Annotated in this window: 15 protein-coding genes; all 15 read right to left on the reverse strand. The window is 63.8% G+C overall.

From position 1 onward, the window contains the following. Nucleotides 1–53: 53 nt before the first annotated feature. The 15 genes from NB311A_RS02910 to NB311A_RS02980 all read right to left on the reverse strand — a co-directional run bounded on the left by NB311A_RS02910 (nucleotide 54) and on the right by NB311A_RS02980 (nucleotide 21773). A complete protein-coding gene (locus NB311A_RS02910; protein ID WP_009796946.1) occupies nucleotides 54–350 on the reverse strand; it encodes a hypothetical protein in 297 nt (98 codons plus the stop codon). Nucleotides 351–359: 9 nt separating this feature from the next. Beyond that, nucleotides 360–3626: a DUF6519 domain-containing protein gene (locus NB311A_RS02915; protein WP_009796947.1), complete on the reverse strand. Its 3267-nt coding sequence runs from the start codon at nucleotides 3624–3626 to the stop codon at nucleotides 360–362. A gap of 39 nt (nucleotides 3627–3665) precedes the next feature. Further along, complete coding sequence (locus NB311A_RS02920; RefSeq protein WP_009796948.1) at nucleotides 3666–5909, reverse strand: hypothetical protein; 2244 nt, start codon at nucleotides 5907–5909, stop codon at nucleotides 3666–3668. Between the two features lies 1 nt (nucleotide 5910). Then, nucleotides 5911–9405: a hypothetical protein gene (locus tag NB311A_RS02925; RefSeq protein WP_131522873.1), complete on the reverse strand. Its 3495-nt coding sequence runs from the start codon at nucleotides 9403–9405 to the stop codon at nucleotides 5911–5913. Between the two features lies 1 nt (nucleotide 9406). Beyond that, nucleotides 9407–11911, reverse strand: a complete 2505-nt coding sequence (locus NB311A_RS02930; RefSeq protein ID WP_009796950.1) for a hypothetical protein — start codon at nucleotides 11909–11911, stop codon at nucleotides 9407–9409. A gap of 7 nt (nucleotides 11912–11918) precedes the next feature. Next, a complete protein-coding gene (locus tag NB311A_RS02935) occupies nucleotides 11919–12296 on the reverse strand; it encodes a GPW/gp25 family protein (protein WP_009796951.1) in 378 nt (125 codons plus the stop codon). Next, nucleotides 12296–12601 (reverse strand): hypothetical protein, encoded by a 306-nt coding sequence (locus tag NB311A_RS02940; RefSeq protein ID WP_009796952.1) that lies wholly within the window; start codon nucleotides 12599–12601, stop codon nucleotides 12296–12298. The genes NB311A_RS02935 and NB311A_RS02940 overlap by 1 nt, the downstream gene beginning before the upstream one ends. An 18-nt stretch (nucleotides 12602–12619) precedes the next feature. Beyond that, nucleotides 12620–13333, reverse strand: a complete 714-nt coding sequence (locus NB311A_RS02945; protein ID WP_050752053.1) for a phage baseplate assembly protein V — start codon at nucleotides 13331–13333, stop codon at nucleotides 12620–12622. A gap of 10 nt (nucleotides 13334–13343) precedes the next feature. Then, entirely contained in the window at nucleotides 13344–14438 is a 1095-nt protein-coding gene (locus tag NB311A_RS02950) for a phage late control D family protein (RefSeq protein ID WP_245256911.1), read from the reverse strand. 43 nt (nucleotides 14439–14481) lie between these two features. Then, a complete protein-coding gene (locus NB311A_RS02955) occupies nucleotides 14482–14769 on the reverse strand; it encodes a hypothetical protein (protein ID WP_009796955.1) in 288 nt (95 codons plus the stop codon). A 9-nt stretch (nucleotides 14770–14778) separates the two neighbouring features. Then, the gene (locus NB311A_RS02960) at nucleotides 14779–15432 is read right to left on the reverse strand and encodes a hypothetical protein (protein ID WP_040673814.1); all 654 of its coding nucleotides are present in this window, start codon (nucleotides 15430–15432) and stop codon (nucleotides 14779–14781) included. Between the two features lie 218 nt (nucleotides 15433–15650). Beyond that, a complete protein-coding gene (locus NB311A_RS19565; RefSeq protein WP_009796957.1) occupies nucleotides 15651–18263 on the reverse strand; it encodes a DUF4157 domain-containing protein in 2613 nt (870 codons plus the stop codon). Next, nucleotides 18260–18523 (reverse strand): hypothetical protein, encoded by a 264-nt coding sequence (locus NB311A_RS02970; RefSeq protein WP_009796958.1) that lies wholly within the window; start codon nucleotides 18521–18523, stop codon nucleotides 18260–18262. Before NB311A_RS02970 ends, NB311A_RS19565 begins: the two co-directional genes overlap by 4 nt. Continuing rightward, a complete protein-coding gene (locus NB311A_RS02975; protein ID WP_083780365.1) occupies nucleotides 18524–20563 on the reverse strand; it encodes an AAA family ATPase in 2040 nt (679 codons plus the stop codon). It abuts the gene before it with no gap. Continuing rightward, nucleotides 20457–21773 (reverse strand): DUF4255 domain-containing protein, encoded by a 1317-nt coding sequence (locus tag NB311A_RS02980; RefSeq protein ID WP_009796960.1) that lies wholly within the window; start codon nucleotides 21771–21773, stop codon nucleotides 20457–20459. Before NB311A_RS02980 ends, NB311A_RS02975 begins: the two co-directional genes overlap by 107 nt. Nucleotides 21774–21781: the final 8 nt, after the last annotated feature.

The following is a 21781-nucleotide window of genomic DNA, read 5'->3' on the forward strand; positions in this document are numbered from 1 at the left end:
ACGCGAGCTGGTATCCATCCTCCGGTTTAGGACATGCTTCGCTCGAAAACGCTCTATTTCTTCTGCCGCTTCTTGACGGTCTTGGCTACTGCTGCGACCGCGGGGATTGCGATTGTCTTCAGCGCTTCCAACTCTTTTTTTAGGGCGGCGATCTCCTGATCGAAGCGAGCAATCGTCTCTTCCCGGCGGATGGACAGCGCGTCGATGCTGGCTTGGAGTTCCGCTGCGCGCCGATCGCGCATCTCCTGCGGGAAAGTCAGATCGCCGTCCCCGACTTTCGGAAACACTTTCGAGGTCATGCGCTTCTGGATGGAAGCGGCGTGCTCTTTCAGGATCTTGTCGAGCGTCATGGCATACCCCTACGGCGTGATGATATTGAAGGCGCTGGCGGGCGCCGGAAAATCCGTGTGTTGAAGAGTTTCGCCGGCGGTGATGTTGCCCATATAAGGCCCGGGCATACCGTTGAAATTCACCGAAAAGTAACGGCGCGTCGTCGCCTTGATGTGATTGCCCGACACGCTCGCGGCACGTCCCGTCAGCGAGACCGTGGCGCGACGCTCGTCACGCTCGCGCGGCGAGACGTGCATGCAGTAGTTCTGGTCGAACAAAACCCTTTCGAAGCGGATGACGGCCGTATCCGTCTTACCGTCGCGAAGTTCGACCAGGGCCGTCTGACCGGTGCCGATGAATTTATTGTTCTGGATCTGAATGGCATAGCCGATGACCAGGTTGTCGCTGATCTCCCACTCCAGCCAGCCGCGCATGGCGAGGGCGCGATCCTCGCGGCTCGGGTCGCGATTCAAGGCATTCGAATAGGTCACGAGATTATTGCTGACACGCGCTTCAAGGATCAGATCGCCATAGATGCCGTAATCGGCGTCCGTGGTGGCCGGGACCTCCGGAAGTGATCCCGTGTTCATGATTTCATTGCCCACCACATGGGCTTCGCCCGCCACATACATCAGCGCGATCGCGCGCGCCGTCTGGGTCATGGCGCGGCCGCAGGCGACGACACGGTTGTCGATGATCTCGCAGCGGCCGATGATCAGCAAGGTCGCCACGCCCCAGGTTTCCAGGTCATTGATCCTGTTGCCCACGATCGCCGGCCCCCATTCGCGCAGCAGCGAAATCCCCGACTGCCCGCCGCGGATGTCATTCCCGGCGATCCTGTTCTGGTTGCCGTCGATCAGAAACACGGCGGCGGCGACGGAATCAAAGCGATTGCCCGCGAAAAGCGAACTGCGCAGCCGAGTGCCGAGTATGCCGTAACCCAAACCAAACCCGGCGAGGACATTGTCTTTCACCACGAGGTCGCCTGCTCCAATCGCAAACAGCCCGTGCTGCACGCCGGACATGATGTTGCCCGTCACGACACATCCGAGGACAGGGATGTCCTTGTCGTCGACGGTCGTGCCGATTCGGATCGCGACGGGGCCGCTGGCGTCAAAGTCCTTGTTGCCGGAGATCAGCGTATTGCCTGTCACCCCGCAGAGTGAGCCGGTGATACGGATCCCGCTGAAGAAGCGGTTGCGGTAGCGTATCTTGTTGCCGGCAATCGTGCACAGGTCGGCGGCGCAGTCGATGCCCGGGAGCACGGCGGTGGTGCTGAAGGAGTCCGCCAGCAGCGGCATCTCGACGAGGTTGTCGGTGATGATCGACTGATCGGCCCGAGAGCCGGCGAGCTTGTAGGGGTCGTCGTTGACGACGATGCCGAGCAGGGCGCCCTCAACGAGATTGCGGGTGATCCGGCAAGCAAAGGCAGAGCGCTGGATAAGAATGCCGGCAAGGCCGGGCGTGCCGTCCTCGCCCCGGCCGAGATTGAGATCGATGACATTGCCGTCGGCGCAAAGCGCCTGGCACCGTTCGACGACCCAGATGCCGGTCGACACGTGATCGATACGGCAACTCAGGATGCTGACATGATCCGAGCCGATGATCGTGAGACCCGTAACCTGGCGGTCTTTGATGCTACGCATGGCGCAGTGGGCGATGCGGATATTGGCGGCGAGGTTGACGGTCACCACGCCTTGCTCCGGATCGTGGATGGCAACGGCTTCGAAGACGATGCCGAGAACATCGACGCCGTCGACCAGCGCCCCCGCGGGATTGCCGATAACGAGCGCTGATCCGACATCGTCGATGCGGACGGTCGTGCCCGGGCTTTCGGCCTTCAGCACGATGTTGCCGCGCGCGATGCGCAACGGGGCGCGGATCATATGGAGGCCGGTCTTGAGGCAGACACAACCTCCCTGCGGCGGAAGGGCGTCGATGCCCGCCTGGATATCCTCGCCCGGCCTGACGATGATCGTGCAGCAGCAATCGCCAGCGTCTTGCACGGGCGGCGGCGGGCGGCAGTCGGAAACCGTCGGGTTAGCCGTGCCGAGTCCCGTGATTGCCGCGATCTGCACATAATGATGCTGGATGCCGCGCGGCGGCGCCGCGGTCAGTATCTCGATCTCGGCGGTGGCCGTTCGCGCCCAGAACACCCAGTAATCGCCGGTTCGGAATGAGCCGCCGACGGGATCGGCGGCAAAGCGAATCTCGATCCCGGCCTCGATGGCGATCGGTCCCGCCGCCGTGGTGATCAGGCCGCTTGTGGGATCGAGTCCGGGATTGGCGGCGGCCGTCTGATCCCATTTCTGGATCCGCGTATGGCGAGCCGAGACCTCATCATCATTCGCTCCAAAGGCTCGCGCCCCGGCCGAAGGGATGGCCCGGTCCAGCACGATACGCAGGTTGGCGTCGTCGATATCGGCAACCATGGCCATTTCGCCTGGCTCGCCCATGAGTTCGCGATGGTCGTCGGTGACGGTCACCCAGTCGCCGATCTGAAAGCGCATGAACTGGTCGCGGCCGATACGGTTGACAGCAAGCGTCGTCTGGGTGCCGCTCACCCCGATCGAGCGCACGACCGAGACGATGCTCCCGTTGTCCCTGGACCATTTGAAGCTGGCGGCGCCGAGCGGCCCCCCTTCATGGACCTCGATCCGATACAGACGATTTTCCAGCCCGCGATAGCCGCCGACGGGAGGCAGGATGCAGGGATCGTCGGGATCCGGCGGCGCAATGGCTGCGGTCGTCAATCGGCCCGCAGACGGTGGTTCTCCGATATCGGCGCCGCAAGCGGCTCTGTCGCGCGGATCGATGCGCAGTTGCCAGACGGTCTGGATGCGGGTCGTGGTATCGGCTCCGCCGAGAGCCACATCGAGCAGCGTGGGTTCCTCGATGTAGGTGACCTCGCGCTCCCACACGTCGAGATAGACGACCACATCTCCCTGCGGCAGCGGTTCGGCGAGCGGTGTCGGTAGAAAGGGCTGAGTGAGATAGGTGGCGTTTTCTCCCTCGAAGGCTTCGATCTGGATGCCATCGACGTACAAGCGCCCTGTCCCGATCGAAAGATCCAGCGGCGGGCCGGGAATGAGCCCGACCAGAAAGGCATCCGGGCTTATCGAATAGGGAATGCCGAGGGGGCCGAACATGTCGAGGGTCGTGGTGCGCTGACGGCGCTTGAGGATGTCGATCTCCTCGTTCCAGTCGGAATCGAGTTGGACTCGGCCCTGCTGCATCAGAACGCCGGAATAGCGCTTCAGAGGATCGAATCCGAACCTCGTATAATCGCCACTCATGTTCTTGCTCCCTCGTTTGACCCCAACGGCCAAGGTTGGTCAGGTCACGTAGATCACGCCATAGTCCAGTCCGAACGGAAGATATTCACGCAACCGCAAGCGCAGATTGGCTTCGCGCTGCGGCTGCTTGAGGTGGCAGTAGACGCCCATTTCGGAGCCGTCCTCGGCGCCGCGAGCAATTTCCACAGGACCTCGAAGCGACAGCTGAAGATAGGCAGGCAGGCCATAGGCTTCGGCGCTGTATTCGGGCTTCAGCCTCAACCTGACGGCCGCGCGGATCGCGGCGCGCTGGGGATCGGTGAGCGGACCGTTGCGCGCCTCTTCCTCGGTTATCGCCTTGCGCTCGGCGAGATCGGGCTGGCAGCGGTATCGCCGCGGGGTCCGCGAGCCCGCGGGTACAAAGCTGAAGCGCACGCAGCCGGTCTGGACCCGATCGGCGCGTGCGAGTCCGTCGAAGATCGTCTCGGTAACGAAATCGAACTGGCGCGCCAGGCAGCGGCCGCGCAACGTGCAACGCTCGAGCCGCGCTGCGGGGCCGGGACTGTCGGCGGCGCCGGGACCGGCAACCGCATCACTGCCGAGCCCGTCGATGATGCTATCGAGCGCGGTCAGGCTCTCCGCATGAGGCGGCAGTCGGATGGGACCGCATATGGAAAAAGCAAGCTCCACACCAAGCTCCGTATTGGCTGGCGCGCCGGTCGGCAGGCTGGCAGCGGCGAGGATGCTCGGTTCAGGCGGATCAGGAGCGGCGGGCGGATCCTGTTCCGCGATCGACACGCCTGGCACCAGCGTCGAATGGAGCACGCACAGGCGGTGAAGCGATCCTTCGATCTCGATGCGCCCTTCGATCAGTAATCCGCCCAGGGTGAGGGCAAAATCGGGGCGATCGCCGCTGACAGCCAACGGTCCGCCGAGACGGAGATGCGGCCGGACACCGTCGGCCGCCTCGATCGCGAGCGTGGTTCCCGATTGCGGGCCGACTTGGGTGACATCGATGGCGATGGTCTCGGCATAGCTGCGATTATCGCGAATCCGGATAATGGCGTTGCGCTTGCCGTCGGCGGCCCATTGCGTGATGGCCGCGCCGAGTGTGGGGAAGGTCCCGGGTTGCCCGCTGTCATCGACGAACAGCATCTGCACGTCGGTTGTGAAATCGGGACGCGTAAGCCAGGCACGGCGGCGATAGGGGCCGCCGCCCAGATCAGCGGGGAAGCCGTAATGGTAGCTGACTTCCACGAGATTTGCCGGCATCAGGTCGGGGCCCAGCGTCAGGCGGCCTCTCGCGACGTCGACCGCGATATGATTCGTCGAAGGCTGCGACCAGACGGACAGATTGCGGCAAACGACCTGTTCCGGCTGGATAGGCACGCCGTCTACATGGACCATGAGGCTCGGGGCATCGGCGGCCTGCAAGGGCGGCTCCGCTTCGAACAGGCCGTAGAAATCCGCGATATGGCCGAAGAACCGGGCCGGACGGATCGGCTGAGGGACATGCAGTTCGGTTGCAAGCCCGGCCTCGTCGCCTTCACGCCGGCTGCGGCTGAACAGCGGCGCCGAGTTGCCGAGGGGACTGAAGTGGAACCGGAAATCGCCCGCCGCACCCAGACGACGTGCCACGCCGCGCCTTAGGCCGTAAGCGCTGAGGCGCCAAAGGAAAAAGCCGATATTGCGGATATTGTGCCAGCCTTCATCCTGGGCGATCGGCCGCACATCGACCGTATGCGCGATCTCGTCGAAGGCGCCGCCGAGCCGGTCCATACGCTCAACGCTGCGGATGTCGGGCGTGCGCAGCGCATGTGGGCGAAGATGATTGCGAATCCATTGCGTCCAGCCGAGCAGTTCAAAAAACTCGACCGCATGGGCCGACCATCCGGTGACGTCGCGCGCCAGTTCCTCGAGCATGGGCAGGGTGCCCTTGCGGCGGCGGTAATAGATCGTCTTGGCGACGTCGGCGCGGGCCCGCAACGCGATCGGGGGCCTGAGGCTCGGGCCGGTCAGCGATTTGAAAAGCTCCGCCGCCGTATCGCCGTCCCTGACGCGGCTTTCGTCAAACAGGGGCACCGTACCGACAAGATCGCCGAGATAGGCCACGGCCCAGGGTTCACAGGTCTCGATGAAGGCGTTTTCGTAAAGCTGTCGGATATCTCCGTCGATGTGACCGGCCTGTTCGTCGATGATCGACAGCAGCGCTCTTAGCGGTTCGCCCTGGGCCGCATCCTTTTCGCGGATAAAAGCAGGCAGCAGTCCGTAGAGCTTATCCTGCGAGGCGTTGGAATAGCTCATCTCACAGCGCCTCCACGACGGTGAGGCCGATATCGGTTTCCGGCGCTTCGATGAAGGCCTGCTCGGCCGGAAGAACGAAGGGTGGTGCAGGGCCGTCGAGGCCTGCGCGGGCGAAACGATCGATTTGAGCGAGCGGCGGCGTCGGCCGGGCAGGGAAGATGCGAATGTGGGGCTGGAGTGGTGCTGCGGTGACGGCTCGGATCGCAAGCTCCATCGGCGTGAGGTCGCCATATCCCTTGAGTTGGAAGACGTCGATATCGACCGCCGCCACCCCTTCGGCGGATTGGAGAGCCGCATAGATGCCGCTGAGAAAAACGGCTTCGCCCAGGCCCATTGTCTCGAACGCGAACAACGCCATGAGATGGGCCCTCGCCGTCGTTAGAACATGGTCCGCCTCGAAGGCCGGATCACGCTGCAGACGAGCGGACACCACGATCGGCACCCGCGTGAGATTTGCGAGGAATAGCGGGTGGTTGATGTCCCGGGCGCTGTCCATGGCGGAATGCAGCGTCGCCAATGAGAGCGCCGATAGCCTGGCGCCGCCGGGGCCTGCGACCGTCACATGAACGGCCCGCTCCAATTCGCGCCAGACCCAGGTCACATGCGCGCGCTGGGCCAGGCCGGAGCTGGTCGCAATCGCGGTGAAATCCGCCAACGATACCGCGCGCCCGAAAGTGCGCACGGTGTTCGGGGCCGCATTGCGGGCATCGTCCCGCGCTTCGGGATCAGCAGCGCCGTCGGCGGGCAACGGGTTTGTTACCGTGCGCAGGCCTACCGGGCGCTCCATGGCGATTTCGAGCTGGCCCGCCTTCATGAGGCCCTCAAGGCCGAGGCCGGTGCGGTAGCGGGCCACGACGTTGAGGGCACCCGACGGCAGCCTGGCGCCGGTCTTGCCATCGCCGAAGGTCACCACGGTTTCGCCCGTATCGTTTTGCCGGGCGGTGTAGACCCGATCCTTGGGACCCTGGCCATAGAGACTGCCGACTTCCCGCCACAGCGCGTCATTGACACGGATATCGAGCATGGCCGTCCCGTCCAGCTTGCCAGCCTGCTGGAGATAGGTGAGTCCGGGCCGCGACAGCTTGAACTTCTGAAAGGCCTTTGCCGCCTCGCCGTGACCGAGCGGCTCGTCCCGCTGGGTTTCGCCATGGCTCGCCGCAGCTATATTGCCGATCAGGCGCGCGTTGGCGAAACCGGAGGGCAGGATGGGGCTGAAGTCCACGAACAAATGGTCGGGCGCCTCGCCGGGGATGGCTGGCTGCAGGCTCGTCTTGCTGACTGTCGCGAGATGGTTGGCGGCGTCTGCGCGCAGCAGAATGCGCCGGCCCTTGGCGAGTTTGTCGAGCCCGGCGAGCGCGCCGGCTTTCTGTTCGGTTGTGAGGCGAAGAGCGATGCGGCCCTGTGTGGCGACAGCAGGATAGTCGTAGTCCCGGAACTGGATGTCGTCCTTCGAGAGGCGGTAGAGCGCCGTCTTGCGCCGGTCGGGAACCTCGCCGATTCCCTCGCCCAGACTGCGCCAGGCGGTCCAGCCACTCGACAGCAGCGCGCGATAAGCGATTGTGCCATCGCCACCGCGGGCATAAACATGAAGCCCGGTCCCATCACGCGCGGCCGCGGGCGGCGAGGAAAGCCGGCTCTCGAGCGGTATCCAATCACCCCAGGTGGGCCCGTTGCGGGCCCTATGCCAGAGACCGCCATCGACGCCGCGGCCCAGAATGTCGATTCGGTTGGGCCCATTCGCGACAATCGCAACCTCGCCTTCCAGCGCCCCGCTCAAATCCCGCCAATCGGACCATGTGGCGCCGTCGAAGCCCCGGTGCATGGCATGGCCGTCGTCATTGAGGGCCACGACCTCCATGCGGTTCGGCGCGGTGGAGACGGCTGCCGGAGCGCTCGCCAGCACACCCTTAAGCGACGTCCAGCCGCTCCAGGTCACACCGTTCCAGCGGCGGTACCAGAGCGCCCGATCGGCGCCTCGCACGAACACCGCCAGTCCCGACCCGCCGACGGCGACCGGCGCCGGGGCGGAGGTGAGAACGCCGCCCAGCGAACTCCATGCGCCGGGTGTTCCTGCGGTCGCATCCAGTTGCCACAGCGCGAGGTCGAGGCCGCGGGCGAAGACGGTGACGTTGCCGCCCGGACGGCTGACCGGTCGCGGCTCGCAGGTCAGTATTCCGCCATGATCGATCCACGCGCCGCCGCCGGGGAGAATGCGCTGACGGAGGCGTAGCGTCCGATCGCGGACGAAAATATCCATGCGGACCGCGGAAGGACTCACGCCGGTTACATCCGACGAGACGCCGTCGAGCGACGTATAGGTCCAGCGCCGGGGGATCGCGGCAGCGGGATCCAGCCGCAGCACGGCGCCGGATCCTGAGCGGGCAAAAACCTCGTGGCCGCCTGCGGCGTCGGCGATGACAACCGGCCGGCCGCGAATGGTCTGGCGCAAATGAAGATGGGTGACCGTGTCCTCGATTGTCCCGAGGTTCGTCGGAAGGTCTTCCGTCTTGATCACGCTGGCTGTCCGCAGCCTCGGACTTGCCGCAGGGCCCGCATCGACCAGCAACTGATCGCCGGCGGAGATGTCGGTGCGAGTGCCGTCCAGGGGATAGACGCTTTCGGCGGACGCGAATGCCGCCACCACCGGTTTGGACACCCAGCTCGGCCACAGTACGGCCGGGGGCGACGCAGGAACATAGACATTGACCGCGCTCGGTGCATTGTGCCCGAAGAAGCGGAGCCTTCCTTCGAGCCTGGCGACGCGGGCGATGTCCGGACTCCAGCCAGCGGTCTGCACCGGTGGATCGAAGACGAGTGCTTCACCATCGGCTCTCTGGCTGACGTTCGACACTACCTTTTCCTCGAGACCGCCGAGCCCGAACACGACAAGCCTGTCGCCGATCGCGAGACGCTCCGGCCGGGCCGATAACGGACCGCCCGTGCCGCCGTCACGCAACGCATTGAACGGTGCTGGCACGCCGAAGGCCGGAACGTCATTGAGATCACCATGAGCAATGATCGGCTCGATAGTCTCGAAGGTTTGCGGGCGCTCATCCTGCCCGGGTATGCTCATGACCTTGAGGCCTTTGCGAATCCGTGTCTCGGCGCCGGGGTCGAGGCCAAATTCCAGCAGGGTCTGCGCGGCAAGTCCGGGACGCATGCGATAGCCGATCAGCCGGGTCTGGCGCCGCACCGAGTCCCGCTCGCGGGCGGTGCGCAGATAAAGCTCATTGGCAATGCGCTCGTTATAGAACGTGAGCACGTCGCCCACGGCGGCGAACAACTCCATCATGGTGATCGCGTAGTCTTCGCTGTCGCGGCTGGTGAGCGCGGCCAATCCGGGCCTGGTGAAGATCGCCTCCAGCATGGTCTCGCGGAAGGTGGCGAAGGTTCCGATCCGATAGCTGATGGCCGAAAGCCCGGGACGATTCCAGATCGCGATCGGCACGGAAGGGGCGGGCGAAGCGCAACAACTGCAGAAGTCCGGGCCAGACATGTCAGAGCCCTCCGACCGCTGTCAGTCGCAGCACGCCGTTCTCGGGAAAATTGCGGTCATTGTCGAGACGTGCGATTTCGAAAGGACCCATCTCGATCCGACCGCGCGCCAGGTCATTTCCCGGCGCCTCCCAATAGCGCTTGAAGACCAAAACTTCGGCCGAATTGATTCCCTCAATGGCCTCGACCGCCGCATAAAGGCGGGACAGATAGACAGCGGCTCCAAAGCCGAAGCCGAGAGGATGGAAAAAGCCGCGCGTGCCGTCGGCGAACGACCGGTTGGAGAGCACCCGACCAGCCTCCGCCAGTACATCGCCACGGAAATGTCCGGTTCCGACGCAAAGCCGAATCTCGATCTCAAGCGGCACATAGGTCGCAGCGCGCACGTTCAGATCGTAGCCGGCGAGCTTGAAGCGGACGAGATGTGCTTTGACCGCCGCCGCGAAGTCGGGCTGCAATTCAGCTCCGCCGCCGGGGAGCCGCCGCAGGTTTCCGGCATCGACCGGATGGACGGCGAGGAAGACCGTGTGCCAGCTTCCGGTCCAGTGAAAGCTGGCCTTTGCTGCCGCCAAAGCCGGGTGGCGGAGGGCCATCTCTTCCCAGTCGGCGACCGTCACGGCGCGGAATTGGAGCGCGTGAAACGCTTCCGGGGCGATCTGCCGGACATGTTCGACGGACTCCGGCTCCTCCCCTGACCGGGCGGGCACAGGCTGCCGCACAGCCTCGATAGCAGAGGCCGCGGCACCGCCGGCAACGGCGTGGATCAGCGTTCCCCAGCCGCAATTGCCTCGGGTGCCGTTGCCGATCCGGTAAGTGGCGGCGATCCGGACCGCATCCAAAGGGCGCCGTCCATATTGGTCGTCGCCAAAGCGCAAGATCGCTGCGCCGCCATTGTCGATCTCAGCCGCGAACTGCTGGTCGAACGGCCCGCTGTCAAGCAGGTGCGGCACGGCGATCCAGCGTTCTGGATCGGGGATGCCGAAACTCCAGACGTCCAGCGATACGGAAGGGCCGGCCGCGGTCTGGGTCAGCGGCGCGTCAGGCAAGGCAAGCGACGGCAGCGGCCAGCGTCCGGCGCCGGCATCTGGAAAGCTTATGGTGCCCGCGGCGGTGTCGCGGGTGATTGTGCGGCCGTGATCGGCGGGTGCGACGTTACCGCGGGCAACCGACACGGGATCAACCAATACGTCCTGATCCGTGACGGCCGAGATGCAGAGGGGAAATGTCAGTGCATCCGCTTCGGTCCAGGTTATGCGCAGGAGCGGCAAGGGGGGATCGGCGGGATTAAGCCTCGGGGTCAGCGCGGTGCCGGTCAGCACGTTGGTGAAGACCGCATCCTCGCTTGCCTCGGCGGCTTCGATGCGGACCACCTGACGATGGCGCGGATCGGCATCGGGCGCAGCCCCTGTCTCGGGGCTACGGATTTCCTCCAGCAGCAGGTATTCGCCGGGACGGAGATCGGGGGGCACGAGGACACCGCCTGCCTCAATGCAATAGAAGAAGGCATGGGTGGCGCCCTTTGCGAGGCAGCATTGCGTATCGCCCCAACCATGAAAACGAATCTCGTTGTGAAGGCCGACAATGCGGGTCTCGACCTGGGTTTCGAAGACAATCACCTGCGCCAAAGCGGGATCGGTGTCGAAATCGGCGGACAGCGGCACGATGGTGCCGGGCGCTGCGAGATCGCCCCTGAGAGGCTGGCCGATGCGGCTGGTCAGTTTGGCGCCCGACGCAAGAACTTCGCTGGCGCCATCGACAGCTGTGAAGTGGACGAATGTCGAGGCATTGCGGCCATTGGACATCGCATAATCCACGAGCCGAGCATGGCGCGCCGCGGAAATGCGATGCAGGCAAGTGTCGAGAAATCCTTCGGTCGCTGGACCCGCATCCTGGCTATAGCTGAGATAGTCGCCGGCATAGGCCATCAATTCGACCAGCGTCATGCCGAGATCGGCGGGAAGCCTTTCCTGCCAGGATGGATTGCGTTCGGCGATGAGATCGACAAGCAGCCGCCGGAAGCTCTGGTAATCCTTCGCCATGTAATCGAGCGCCGGCTCGTCGAGAAGAGTCGGCGGGCAGTCGGCAGCGGGCCGGCAATCGAGGTCGCTCGGGCAGCTTGCCTTGAAGCTGAAGCGCGCCTGGGATCGCTCAAGGTCGATGTCGGCCTGCTCCATGGCGAGCACATAGGCCGAGAAATCGCCTTCGCGGTCGATAAAAAGCCTGAGCGCGAGTGGATCGGCCGGATCGGCTTCCACGTCGAGCACCCTGAGATCAACGACGCGGACACCTCCGATGATGGCGAAATTCGCTGCCGTCACCGCAGGTGGCAGCGGGGGCGGTTTCAGGAAAGTAACCTGGAGCACGTGGCGTCGAGGAGGTGGCGCCAGGAGGTCGCGACGATATTCGACGAAATCGATGCCGTTCAACGGATGGGCCGGATCGAGCAGGACGCCCGACCGCTGCTCATCCCCGCAAAGCACCAGACCATCGGACGACAGCACCGTCATCTTGCCCTCACAGCGGAATCGGATGGCTGAACACGTCCTCGCGTCTCTCGCCAGTATCGCGCCGGGAATAGACGACGGTGATTTCGAGCGTAGCGTCGAGGGCGAGGACCGAGACCTTTTCCACCGACACGACCGGGTCAAGCCAGCGGATCAAGGCACCGTGGATGAGTTGCTCGGTGGCGGCGGCAAGCGCGTCGGACGCCGGCCCGAAGATCAGTTGCTTGATGCCACAGCCGAATTCCGGCCGGTTCACCCGTTCGCCCGGCGCCGTGAACAAGACCAGGTAGATCATGTCGCGGACATGATCGTCGGTGTCCGTGACCGCGCTCAGCCCATGCTCATCAATGGCGAATGGAAAGTCGAGGTAGGGGCGGTCGGGGTTCATCAGCGATAATCCACATCGATCTCGGTAACCGGCATGGTTTGATTATGCTGGCAAAAGGTAGTGATGGCGGCATGGTTGTCCTGAAGGTGGCGGACGACGCCGCGAGCGATTGCCACGAAGAAGCGGCGGCGGTCGCGCACGGTCTGTTGCGAAGCGTTGAAATCGAGACCAGGCAGGTTGTCAGCGCGCATCAGCGAATCGAGCTCCTGCTCGATCGCCTCGGCCATGGAGTCGGCGAATTTCGGATCCGATACGCCCACAGTCGCGGCGGGGCTGAGATTCCCGGGGATCAGCGCGTTTCCCATGACACCTCCAGAAAATGACTACTCCAGAAAGACCTTGATCGACAGCAGGCTTGGGCTTGGCGGCGGCATCGGGGCGACAGGCGGGGCGGGCGTGACCGGCAGGATGCCCAGCGCCAATTCGCCGGGATGCACATGGGTATTGAACAGGGTGACGAGCTGAGTGAGATAGGCGAAAAGCTGATCGCCCAATACGCCCGGATGAGCGGCCGAGGCGCTGCCCTCCTGGACGAGGGGAGCGCTGGAGACGACCCGCGCAGCACCTGTGATGGTGACTGTTCCTGTCTTGACGTTGACCTCGACGGAATTGAGCCCGAGGCCATCGGTCAAGGTGATCGTCTGGCCGACATCATCCATGACCGTGGTCAGCCCGAAATCGCTGCGCCAGATCTTTGTTGTTGGTTTGCTCGGAGCGCCCGGGGGCTTCATCGGCAGCTCTCCGGCGGCCCAGAAGCAGCCCGCCCAGATGGGCCGCGAGACGTCGCCTGCTTCGAACTCGATCCAGACGCCGGCGCCGATCGGCGGCACCGAGAAGAAGCCGGAGGTGGGCCCCGCATAGGGCGTGCAAGGCCTGGCCCAGCCGGTTGGCACCTCACCCAGGACTTCCGGCACGAAGGCCTTCAACCGGCCCTGGGACAGAGGGTCCATGTTGTCCATGACTGTCCCTGAATACTTGCCGTAGGCCGGGGTGCATCCGCCGTCCTGGTTTTGTTCGGTCGTTATCGTGTCGAGCACGGAATCCTCCTCATGCCACTGCCGCCAAGGGATCGACAAAGACTTCGGCGCCCGTCAGGCCGACCGCGTTGCGCCAGGCCGAGAAACTCTGGCTGTAGCCGTCTCGCGAGATCCGATGGGTCACCGACTGCACGTAATAAAGGCCGCTGTTCTGCCGCCCGGCTCCTCGCACCAGCACCGGCAGGCCCGCCAGCAGGACGCGGGCGTATTTCAGCCCGTCGATCTCGCCATGGGCGGTGATCGCCCGGCTCGACTCGTTCGCCTTCGCCAACGCCTGCGCCTGGGCCTCGGCGGGGCTGGCGGCGTCGGTGGCGCAAGGACGCATGATCGGCGGCGGAAGGATGCGGCCGAGGGCGGGCTCCAGTCCCATGGGCAACTCGGTGGCGGCAGGCGCCATCGAAGGAATGGGAGCTCGGGTTCGCGGGTCGACGGTCGTGCCCGTGATGGATGTCGGCCGCAGCATGTCGTTCGAGGTGGAGAACGAGGTGAGGTTGGTCTGTGTCCCGAAGTCGATCGAGAGCACGCCCTGTGGCGGCACCGCCGTCAGCGGCGGGTGAAAATGGCCCATGTCCAGGCCGACGACGGGATCCGGTTGGATGTACAGCTCGTAGCTGTTGCGGCGTGCGAGCTGAAACAGATAGGTCGCATCATAATCGCGCTGGTTCGAAATCGTATCGAGCACCGTGCGGAAGGGCGGGGTCGGGACGACCGACGGCAGGATCGCATATTTGCTGAAGATTGCCGCAGCGGCGACGCTGTCAGGAGAATTCGGCCACGGGAAAGGCTGTTGAATATGGGCCATGATCGTGCCCAAGGCGTCCATGCCCACGACCTCAAGTCGCGAGGCGCCCGGTTGATTGGCGGCGCTTAGTTGAGCATCCTTGACATAGCCGTTGATGAGGGCTTGCGGCATTCCAAGCCCTGACGAGATCCTGATGGTGATCGGCACCAGGGGCCGGAAGATATCGAAGGCCAGCGCATCGAAGTCACCGAAAAAATTGCGGCTCAGATCGAAATGCAGACGGAACATCGACGACTTGCCGACGGATGTCTCGACCTCGATCTCCCGCAAGGCCTGGAAGAACACGACCGGCATCGGCGCCATGGCGACCTGAACGGTGAAGAAGGCCGGAAGAAGCGCCATGGCGTCACAGGCCTCCGTCCGGTCCGGGCACTGCGACGCGCGCGCCAGGGCTGGCGGTCAGGTCGGCAGGCCGGCGGATGAGGTTGGCATCACAGAGCCGCCAGAATTGCTCGGCGTCTCCGATCGCGCGCCAGGCGAGCAGATCGGGCCGGTCGCCGTCCTCCACTTTGACCCGAAGCCGAACCGTGGTTGCGGGAATGAAGCGCATGCGCTTGTAGCGGATCTGTCGGCCATCCGGACCATCGATGACCGCATCGGCAATGTTTTCATATCGGCTGCCCCGGAAAAACATGGAGGATCCCTAGATTGGCAGCCCGGCGCCAAGGCCGGTCTTGTCGCCGAACAGATTGAGGGCGGACATGGCTTCCTTTCGGGTGAAGGAGGCGAGATAGACCCAGTAGCCCGGATTGGTGACGTCGAGGTCGCGATAGGTCAGCACCCGCAGCGTGAGATCGGCCTTGGCGCGGATAGGGTTCAATGCCTGGTCGAAGGCCTCCTCGCGGATCGACAGGCCCTGGACCTGCACCGGCAGCACGCGCTTGGGCCCCCAGATGAGCAGGGCCAAGGGCGCCTGCTCACCGAGCACGAAGGCGCTGCCGGCAAGCGCCAGTGCCTCATTGGCGATCACCATCGGATAGGACGGGTAGACCAGCCTCTCCAGGGCGGCGATCACGGGATGAAGTCCGTTTTCGACCGTGACGGCGTTCTCGGACGGATGCTCGAGCTGATCGGCGGCATCGATCTCGACGGAAAAGCTCAACGTCTCCTGAGGAGGGCCATTGACGCGATTGGCATCGCCGCGGCCCCCGCCATTGGCGCCTTGAATCTGAAGCGACCGCGAGACCTCATCGGGATTGTACTGGAAGACGATGACGGTCGGCAGGAGCGAGGGAAGCTGATAGGCGACGATGCCTCCCTTTAGGACGCGTGGACTGCCCGGAAAGTCCGACCCCATGAGACGTTTCCCCTCGATCCAATCCCACACTCTTGCGTGAGACTACCATCAGGAACCCAAATTTGAAAGTAGAGATAAACACAATACTTTATATTATAAATAAAACTCACAATAAATCATCCCATCAGGCTTCCTGATGAAGTAAAAACAAAACTTATATTTCATTCAAATCCATGTTCTACTTCATTCGGTATCCCTTACCGTTGCTCTCAATGCTATCATGTCAGCTTGTCGAGCTTGGCTTCCAGACCAGGGTCGGCTCCGACGCCTGAGATTCTGAAGAGGCGGCCATCGAGCTTGGCCGGTGGTGTGAGTTGATCGAAAATTTTCCGGTAGGCCTTTATCTGGGCCTGATGGAGCCGGCCTGCACTGAGGTTTGTCCGGGTATCGTACGGCCAGATATTGTTGAATTTGTCCTCGCCGCCGAATTGAAGCTCCCGGATGTGATCCATCTGCACGGTGCCCTCGTTGGGAGGCGCTCCGTCGTAGTAGGTGTCAAGGCCTGTCATCAATTGGCGGAAATGGTCGGATTCGTTGCGATCCTTCGGGGATTGAATGTAATTGAAACATTTCGCCCACTGTCCGGTTTCCGGCCAGTTTTCCCCGTCAAGTCCTATCCAATTGGGGCCGGTAACCGGCTCGCCCGGAACGGGACCCTGGCGAGTCCACCTGGTGGTGGGGACCTCCAGATGGGAGACGAGAACCGGATCCTCATCCTGGCTGACGCTCTCCGGATAGACCCCCGGCGCATGGAAACTCAGCGTCTTGGGATAAAGCGAGCGCGGCTTGAACCAGTGCAGCGGCAGAGCCTTGTCGCATGAAAGACCATCGAGCTTGAGCTCGCCGTTGGTATCCTTGATTTTCGATTCCACGAGTTCGCGGACCGGAATGCCGTCCTTTTTCTTCCTCGCCGCGGGCCGGCTTGGACCCGCGACGCGTAGCGCGCCGGCTTGGTGCTGGTTTGGGGAGCCCTTGGCAAAAGCGCCGAGGCTCGGCTGCGGGATGAAGGAATTGTCGAAGACAAGGCCTCCGGTCCAGCCATAGCTGAGATTGCCCTCGGCAAAGGTTGTCTGGCCGTCCCAGAGGCTGAAGCCAAGAAAGTCGAGGCCGGCCGAACCCGACAGCTTGGCGCCGATGGCTGCCATTGCGGCGAGCTCAAGGTCGGTTTTGAGGCCGAAGGGCTGCTTCTTCTTCGGATCATATTCGATTTCCGCCAACACATTGACGTCACCCGAGACGGAAGCATCGAGATCGAGCTTGATTTCGCCGTGGGCGGTCAGAATGTCGACCAATCCGAGCGCCTCGACGGCGGCCTCTACTCCGACCGCGATCTCCATGTGGAGATCCGCCGCGCCGCCGGTGGTGAACTGTGCCCGGCCCGCCAAAGGCATGCTTGGATCGAGCCCGGCCACGCGGCCCAGCGCCGCCGCCGTATCGCCGGCTCCTGGCGACAATTTGTCGAGGGCCCCTGCGGTGGCGTCAAGCGCATCCGCGACCCGGTTCTCGCCCTTGGCGGTCTGCTTGATGTAACCGGACAGGCATATGTCGTCGAGAACCCCGGCATCGTAGCTGTAGGCAGCCTTGGCCTTGGCCTCCACGCCCACCCGCACGGCGATATCGCCCAGGCCGAATTCCGCGAGCTTCCATTCGAACTTCGGCACTTTCGGCAGATATTCGCTGAGATCTTTTTCGTCGCCGCCGTCCGAGAAAAGTGTCTGCCGCGGCAAGGTGACAAGGCATTCAGGCCGGAAGTTCTCCAGTTCCTTTGGATTGGCGCCAAACTCGAAAAGTACATTGTCTTGATCCTTGAGCAGATCCTTCGGGCTGGGCTGCCCCTTCTTTCGGCTATAGCCGCCCCTGAAGACCCGTCGCCGCCCTCCGGTGTGGAAGACGAACTGAACGCCTTCCTGGATTTTGGTTTTCTTTCCGCCCTTCTTGAGGTCCTTTGTCTCGATAGGCTCGACGCTGGCGGTGTACTCACCCGCCGGAAACGTCTTGTCGCATTGATAAAGCCTGTACATGTAGGTCGCCCGCCTGGTCTGGATCGCCATCCGGCTGTCGGCGCAGGACACGAGGATCTTCTGGACCCGGTCATTGACGAGTGTCACGTCGGTATTGTCATCGCTCTCCTCAGCGGACTCCTCGCCCTCGGGCTCGGCCGCGATCGGGGCGGGATCAGACTGGGGAGCTGCATCGGCATCCGGCGCCGCCGCATCGCGCCTGATCACGGCCTCCTGCGGCGCGCGCTGAACGGGGCTTGATCCGCCGCTGCCGGTCTGCTGCACCACATGGGCGAGTTCGTGAGCCAGAAGATGATCGCCATCGGTTGTTCCGGGGGAATATTCGCGAGACGCGAAGGCGATGTCGCGCCCCAGCGTGTAGGCGCGGGCGTTGATGCCGTCGGCCGCGGAGGCGGCTGCGGCGTCCGTGTGCAGACGAACCGCTGAAAGGTCCTGGCTCAGCCGCGGCTCGAAATAAGCGCGTTGCGCGGCGCTCAAGGGAGTGCCGCCTGATCTCAGGGCCGATACCGCCTGATCGGCAGCCTGCCTTTGGAGTTGGTCTTCAGCCTCGCAATGTCCGCATTTGCGCTGGATGGATTTTTCTTCCTCCTCGCAGGCGGAGCATTTGCGCTGCGCGATACCGCTCGCGGCCGTGGCGATCGGACCACTTGGCGTATCGCCGATGACAGCATCGGCGATACGATCGGCCTCGCGCTCCAGAGGGTCGTCGACGGGACCGACGCGTGTCTTGGCCTGGATCGCTGTCGGCGGCGGTCGCGCGCGCGACGGCGTCGCGTTGACCTTAGCCGGGGCAAGCGCTCGCATCGTCATGGGAGCCTCCGTGTTGCGCTCCGCTGCACCGCCTGCCGGATGGCGCGTTCGATTTCGGCGCGTCCCGCGCCGGCCGTCAGGCGCAGTTCGATCCGGTCGATATGAAGCGTGCGCGGCAGGCTGGTCGGCAGCTCGGCAGTGGCGGCAAGCCCGCCGGCAATGTCGCTGGCCAGTTGTCGGGCTGTTTGACCTGAACCGTTACCGCGCGCCGATACGGGGCCTAGAGCGATTGACGGGCTTTGCGAGGCTTGCTTGACCATCTAGACCGACTCCGTCCAGGGAATGCGAAATTCCTTGTCGAGCTTGCGGAATTCGGCGCGCGCGGCGCGGGCGATATGGCGCATGGCCAGGGGCACGCCCTCCGCTGCCGCCAGGAAAGCCGAATTGATCGCGATGACGCTGATGTTGCCGCCGGCAATCTCGAGCCGCGCCAAGGCCGCGAAATCCAGTGATTCCTTGGGGAGTTCCTCGGGAAACGACCGGGCCCAGATCTGCTGCCGTAGCGCTGCATCCGGAAACGGGATGTCGAGGGCAAAGCGCAGCCGACGCAGAAACGCGCTGTCGAGATGGCCTTTCATATTGGTGGCGAGGATCGACAGCCCGCCATAACTTTCCATTCGCTGGAGAAGATAGCTGATCTCGATATTGGCGTAGCGGTCGTGGCTGTCCTTGATTTCGCTGCGCTTGCCGAACAGCGCATCCGCTTCGTCGAAAAACAGCACGGCGCCGCTTTGGTCGGCGGCATCAAAGACCGCTTTCAGGTTTTTCTCGGTCTCGCCGATATATTTCGACACGACCCCGGAAAGGTCGATGCGATAAAGGTCGAGTTCAAGCGAGTGCGCGATCACCTCTGCCGCCATCGTTTTTCCGGTTCCGCTCGGTCCCGACAGCAGCAATGATACGCCGCGGCCCCGATGCAGCTTGCGCGCAAAACCGTGGCGGCCATAGACGGTGGCGCGATGGCGGACCTGGGCAGCGACCGCCTTGAGATCGTGGATCAGATCCGGCGCCAGCACCAAGTCGCGCCAGTCGTAACGAGGCACGATACGCTCGGCCATTTTGTCGAGGGTGAGACCGGCCCGGTCGCGGCAGGCCTGCCAGAGCGGGACGCCTGCGGCGGCGATCGCCGCGATCTCGGAGGGGCCGAAGCGGAATTGCTCGGCGACCGCCTCGATTTCTTGATCGGCTTCGGCGATCCGGGGGCCGAGGGCCTGGCGCCAAAGCATCACCTGCTCGTCAGCACAGAGCGGCTCAAGCCGCAGCACGGGAATAGGGCCGGGGAGATCGGGACGACTCCCGGAAATGGCGATCACCAGCGCGTCGATGCCGTCATCAATCAAGCGCCGGCTCTCCGCGTCATCCGCGTCGACAAGCAGCGCGAAGTTGCCCAGAGCCGCTTCCCGGGCCAGGAGCGAGGGTAATTTCTCGGCCGGTTCGAATGAGCGCGGTTTGAACGCTGCCAAGCCTAGGCCGAGAGTGCTCGCAAGCGCGCGCGCCGCGGCGCGGCGGCCGCATCCCTTGGGCCCGACAATGGCAACCATGGGCCGAGCGGCCTGCGAAATCTGCCGTGCCAGGAGTTCGACGCCGCGACGGTGCTTGTCAGGAAAGGGCGCGGCCTCCGGTGCGGAGAGCATGGGGCGCAGGCGGGAGTCGGTGAAGTCCTCGCCGAGCAGCAGCCGCGCCATGCGTTCGTCAAGCAGGATCGGACTCAGCGGCCCGGACTGTCCATCGGGCGTCTCGATCAGGCAAAAACGCCGCAACGGAGCCGTCGGTGAGAGCCGTTGCCAGATCCTGGCCTCCGCCTCGATGCCAACCGCCCCAAGCAGCGAAAGAGCAAGATGCGGGGTCGCCGCGGCAACGGACGCGCGGCCGTTGGCATGGCTGTAAAGCGTTGCGAAACTGGAGCGTAGCTGGGGCGCGAGCGCGAGCAGCAGGAGATCTTCATCGAAGGGGGACAGGCCGAACAGCTGGGAAAGGCGGTCGATCTGTGCCGGCTCTTCCCGTTCGATCAGCTGGCGGCGGCGATTGTCATAGGCTTCACGGGCAATCCCGACCTCTGTGCCCGCCGCTTCGCCGAGCAAGGATTGAAGCCAGCGCAGACCAAGTTCGATGGCGCTCAAATTGGCTTCGAAGCGAGGTTCGCCATCGGCCGCAACAGAATAGGGAGGGGGCTTGGCGGCAGGTTTCATCGCACTATGGCCCCAGCGTAAAGGCAAGCCCGACATCGCGGCTTCGCGCGCCGTCGACCTGTACGGCGATCGGATAAGGTGCTGCGGACGGCTCGAGGATGTCCGCGGCATCGGCGATCGGCACTTCGACGGCGGTGGGTGTGGGCGCCGCCCATCCATCGCCGGGCCCCGGCTGCCGCACGGGGATCGCCGCGTCACCGACGATCACCTCGACGGTTCGCGCTCGCGGATGCCAAAGACGCTCGCCGTCGATGTGAAGGATCGTTGTCATATCCCCCGTGCCCGGCGTGACTGAAACGGCGCGGGGTGTCAGCTGCAGGAGCAGGATGTTTGAGGGATAACGCCGATCACCGGACACTGCCGTGCCGAGCCCGAGCGCTCCCTGAACGCCCTCCGCCGGATGCACGGCGATCAGCTGCACCTCCAGTGGACCCGGCTGCAAGCGCTGGACGGGTGGTATCGGATGGGCCGGGCCATCGAGATCGGCATCGTACTGGTCGTCAGGGACGAGAATCGTCATCCGGCCATCGGGGGCGGGACTCACGCGGATCGGATCCAACGATCCAAGCCTGACATAAAGACGATCGGCCAAAGCTCCCTGAGACAGCAGCGTGATTTCGTCACCGATGCGGGCGCGGGTCTCGCCCGTCGGCCCGTTGAGCGCCGGCGTCACATAGGCGTCCAGCAGCTCAGGCCGTCGCCTCACCGTCGTGAAGATGCGGCGCGTCTCGACCGGCCTTGGGCTGACGCGCGCTGCTGGTGTCTCGATCTGGATGGTGGTGACTTCATAGACCACGGAACGGCGGAAATTCGTGGTCGACAGCGCCGACCAAACCTTGGTGATCTCATCCAGATTTGCAGGATGAAGCGACACTTTCAATCGTTCGAATTCATCCGTCAGCGCCAGGTCGAGCACCGGATCGCCAACGGGTCCGGCAGCGGCGTTGACGATGGCAAGCTGATCGATCCGATTACCGAAATCATGCAATACCCGCATGGCATCTCCCAGAAGGGTCTGGGCGTTGAGATCGGCGTCGGGCTGGGTCTCCATGGCGCTATAGGTGGTCAGCAGATAGCGCAAATTGAGCGAGAGCGGCGGATGTCCATAGGCGCCCGGATGGCCTTGTTGTGGAATCTCCTGATTCTTCAGCCCGGCATTTTCGAATAACTGCATCAGGTAGAGATTGACGCGCGCGCCGTCGATGCCGGACACGGTGACGTCGGGCGGCGATAGGGTCACTGAGGCGCCGGTCACCATCCGGTCGAGCAACAGCGTCCGGAGTGTCCGGCTGACGGCGGCGATGGCTGCATAATTTGCCATCCCACCTC

Source organism: Nitrobacter sp. Nb-311A, assembly GCF_000152905.1.
Lineage (GTDB): Bacteria > Pseudomonadota > Alphaproteobacteria > Rhizobiales > Xanthobacteraceae > Nitrobacter.

Coding starts and splice junctions, on each gene's coding strand:
- NB311A_RS02915 (WP_009796947.1), bottom strand. CDS start 3,626: ATGAGTGGCGATTATACGAGGTTCGGATTCGATCCTCTGAAGCGCTAT.
- NB311A_RS02930 (WP_009796950.1), bottom strand. CDS start 11,911: ATGACGGTGCTGTCGTCCGATGGTCTGGTGCTTTGCGGGGATGAGCAG.
- NB311A_RS02955 (WP_009796955.1), bottom strand. CDS start 14,769: ATGTTTTTCCGGGGCAGCCGATATGAAAACATTGCCGATGCGGTCATC.
- NB311A_RS02970 (WP_009796958.1), bottom strand. CDS start 18,523: ATGGTCAAGCAAGCCTCGCAAAGCCCGTCAATCGCTCTAGGCCCCGTA.
- NB311A_RS02975 (WP_083780365.1), bottom strand. CDS start 20,563: ATGCCGCGGACATCCTCGAGCCGTCCGCAGCACCTTATCCGATCGCCG.
- NB311A_RS02920 (WP_009796948.1), bottom strand. CDS start 5,909: ATGAGCTATTCCAACGCCTCGCAGGATAAGCTCTACGGACTGCTGCCT.
- NB311A_RS02925 (WP_131522873.1), bottom strand. CDS start 9,405: ATGTCTGGCCCGGACTTCTGCAGTTGTTGCGCTTCGCCCGCCCCTTCC.
- NB311A_RS02980 (WP_009796960.1), bottom strand. CDS start 21,773: ATGGCAAATTATGCAGCCATCGCCGCCGTCAGCCGGACACTCCGGACG.
- NB311A_RS02960 (WP_040673814.1), bottom strand. CDS start 15,432: ATGGGGTCGGACTTTCCGGGCAGTCCACGCGTCCTAAAGGGAGGCATC.
- NB311A_RS02940 (WP_009796952.1), bottom strand. CDS start 12,601: ATGGGAAACGCGCTGATCCCCGGGAATCTCAGCCCCGCCGCGACTGTG.
- NB311A_RS02910 (WP_009796946.1), bottom strand. CDS start 350: ATGACGCTCGACAAGATCCTGAAAGAGCACGCCGCTTCCATCCAGAAG.
- NB311A_RS19565 (WP_009796957.1), bottom strand. CDS start 18,263: ATGACGATGCGAGCGCTTGCCCCGGCTAAGGTCAACGCGACGCCGTCG.
- NB311A_RS02950 (WP_245256911.1), bottom strand. CDS start 14,438: ATGGCGCCGATGCCGGTCGTGTTCTTCCAGGCCTTGCGGGAGATCGAG.
- NB311A_RS02935 (WP_009796951.1), bottom strand. CDS start 12,296: ATGAACCCCGACCGCCCCTACCTCGACTTTCCATTCGCCATTGATGAG.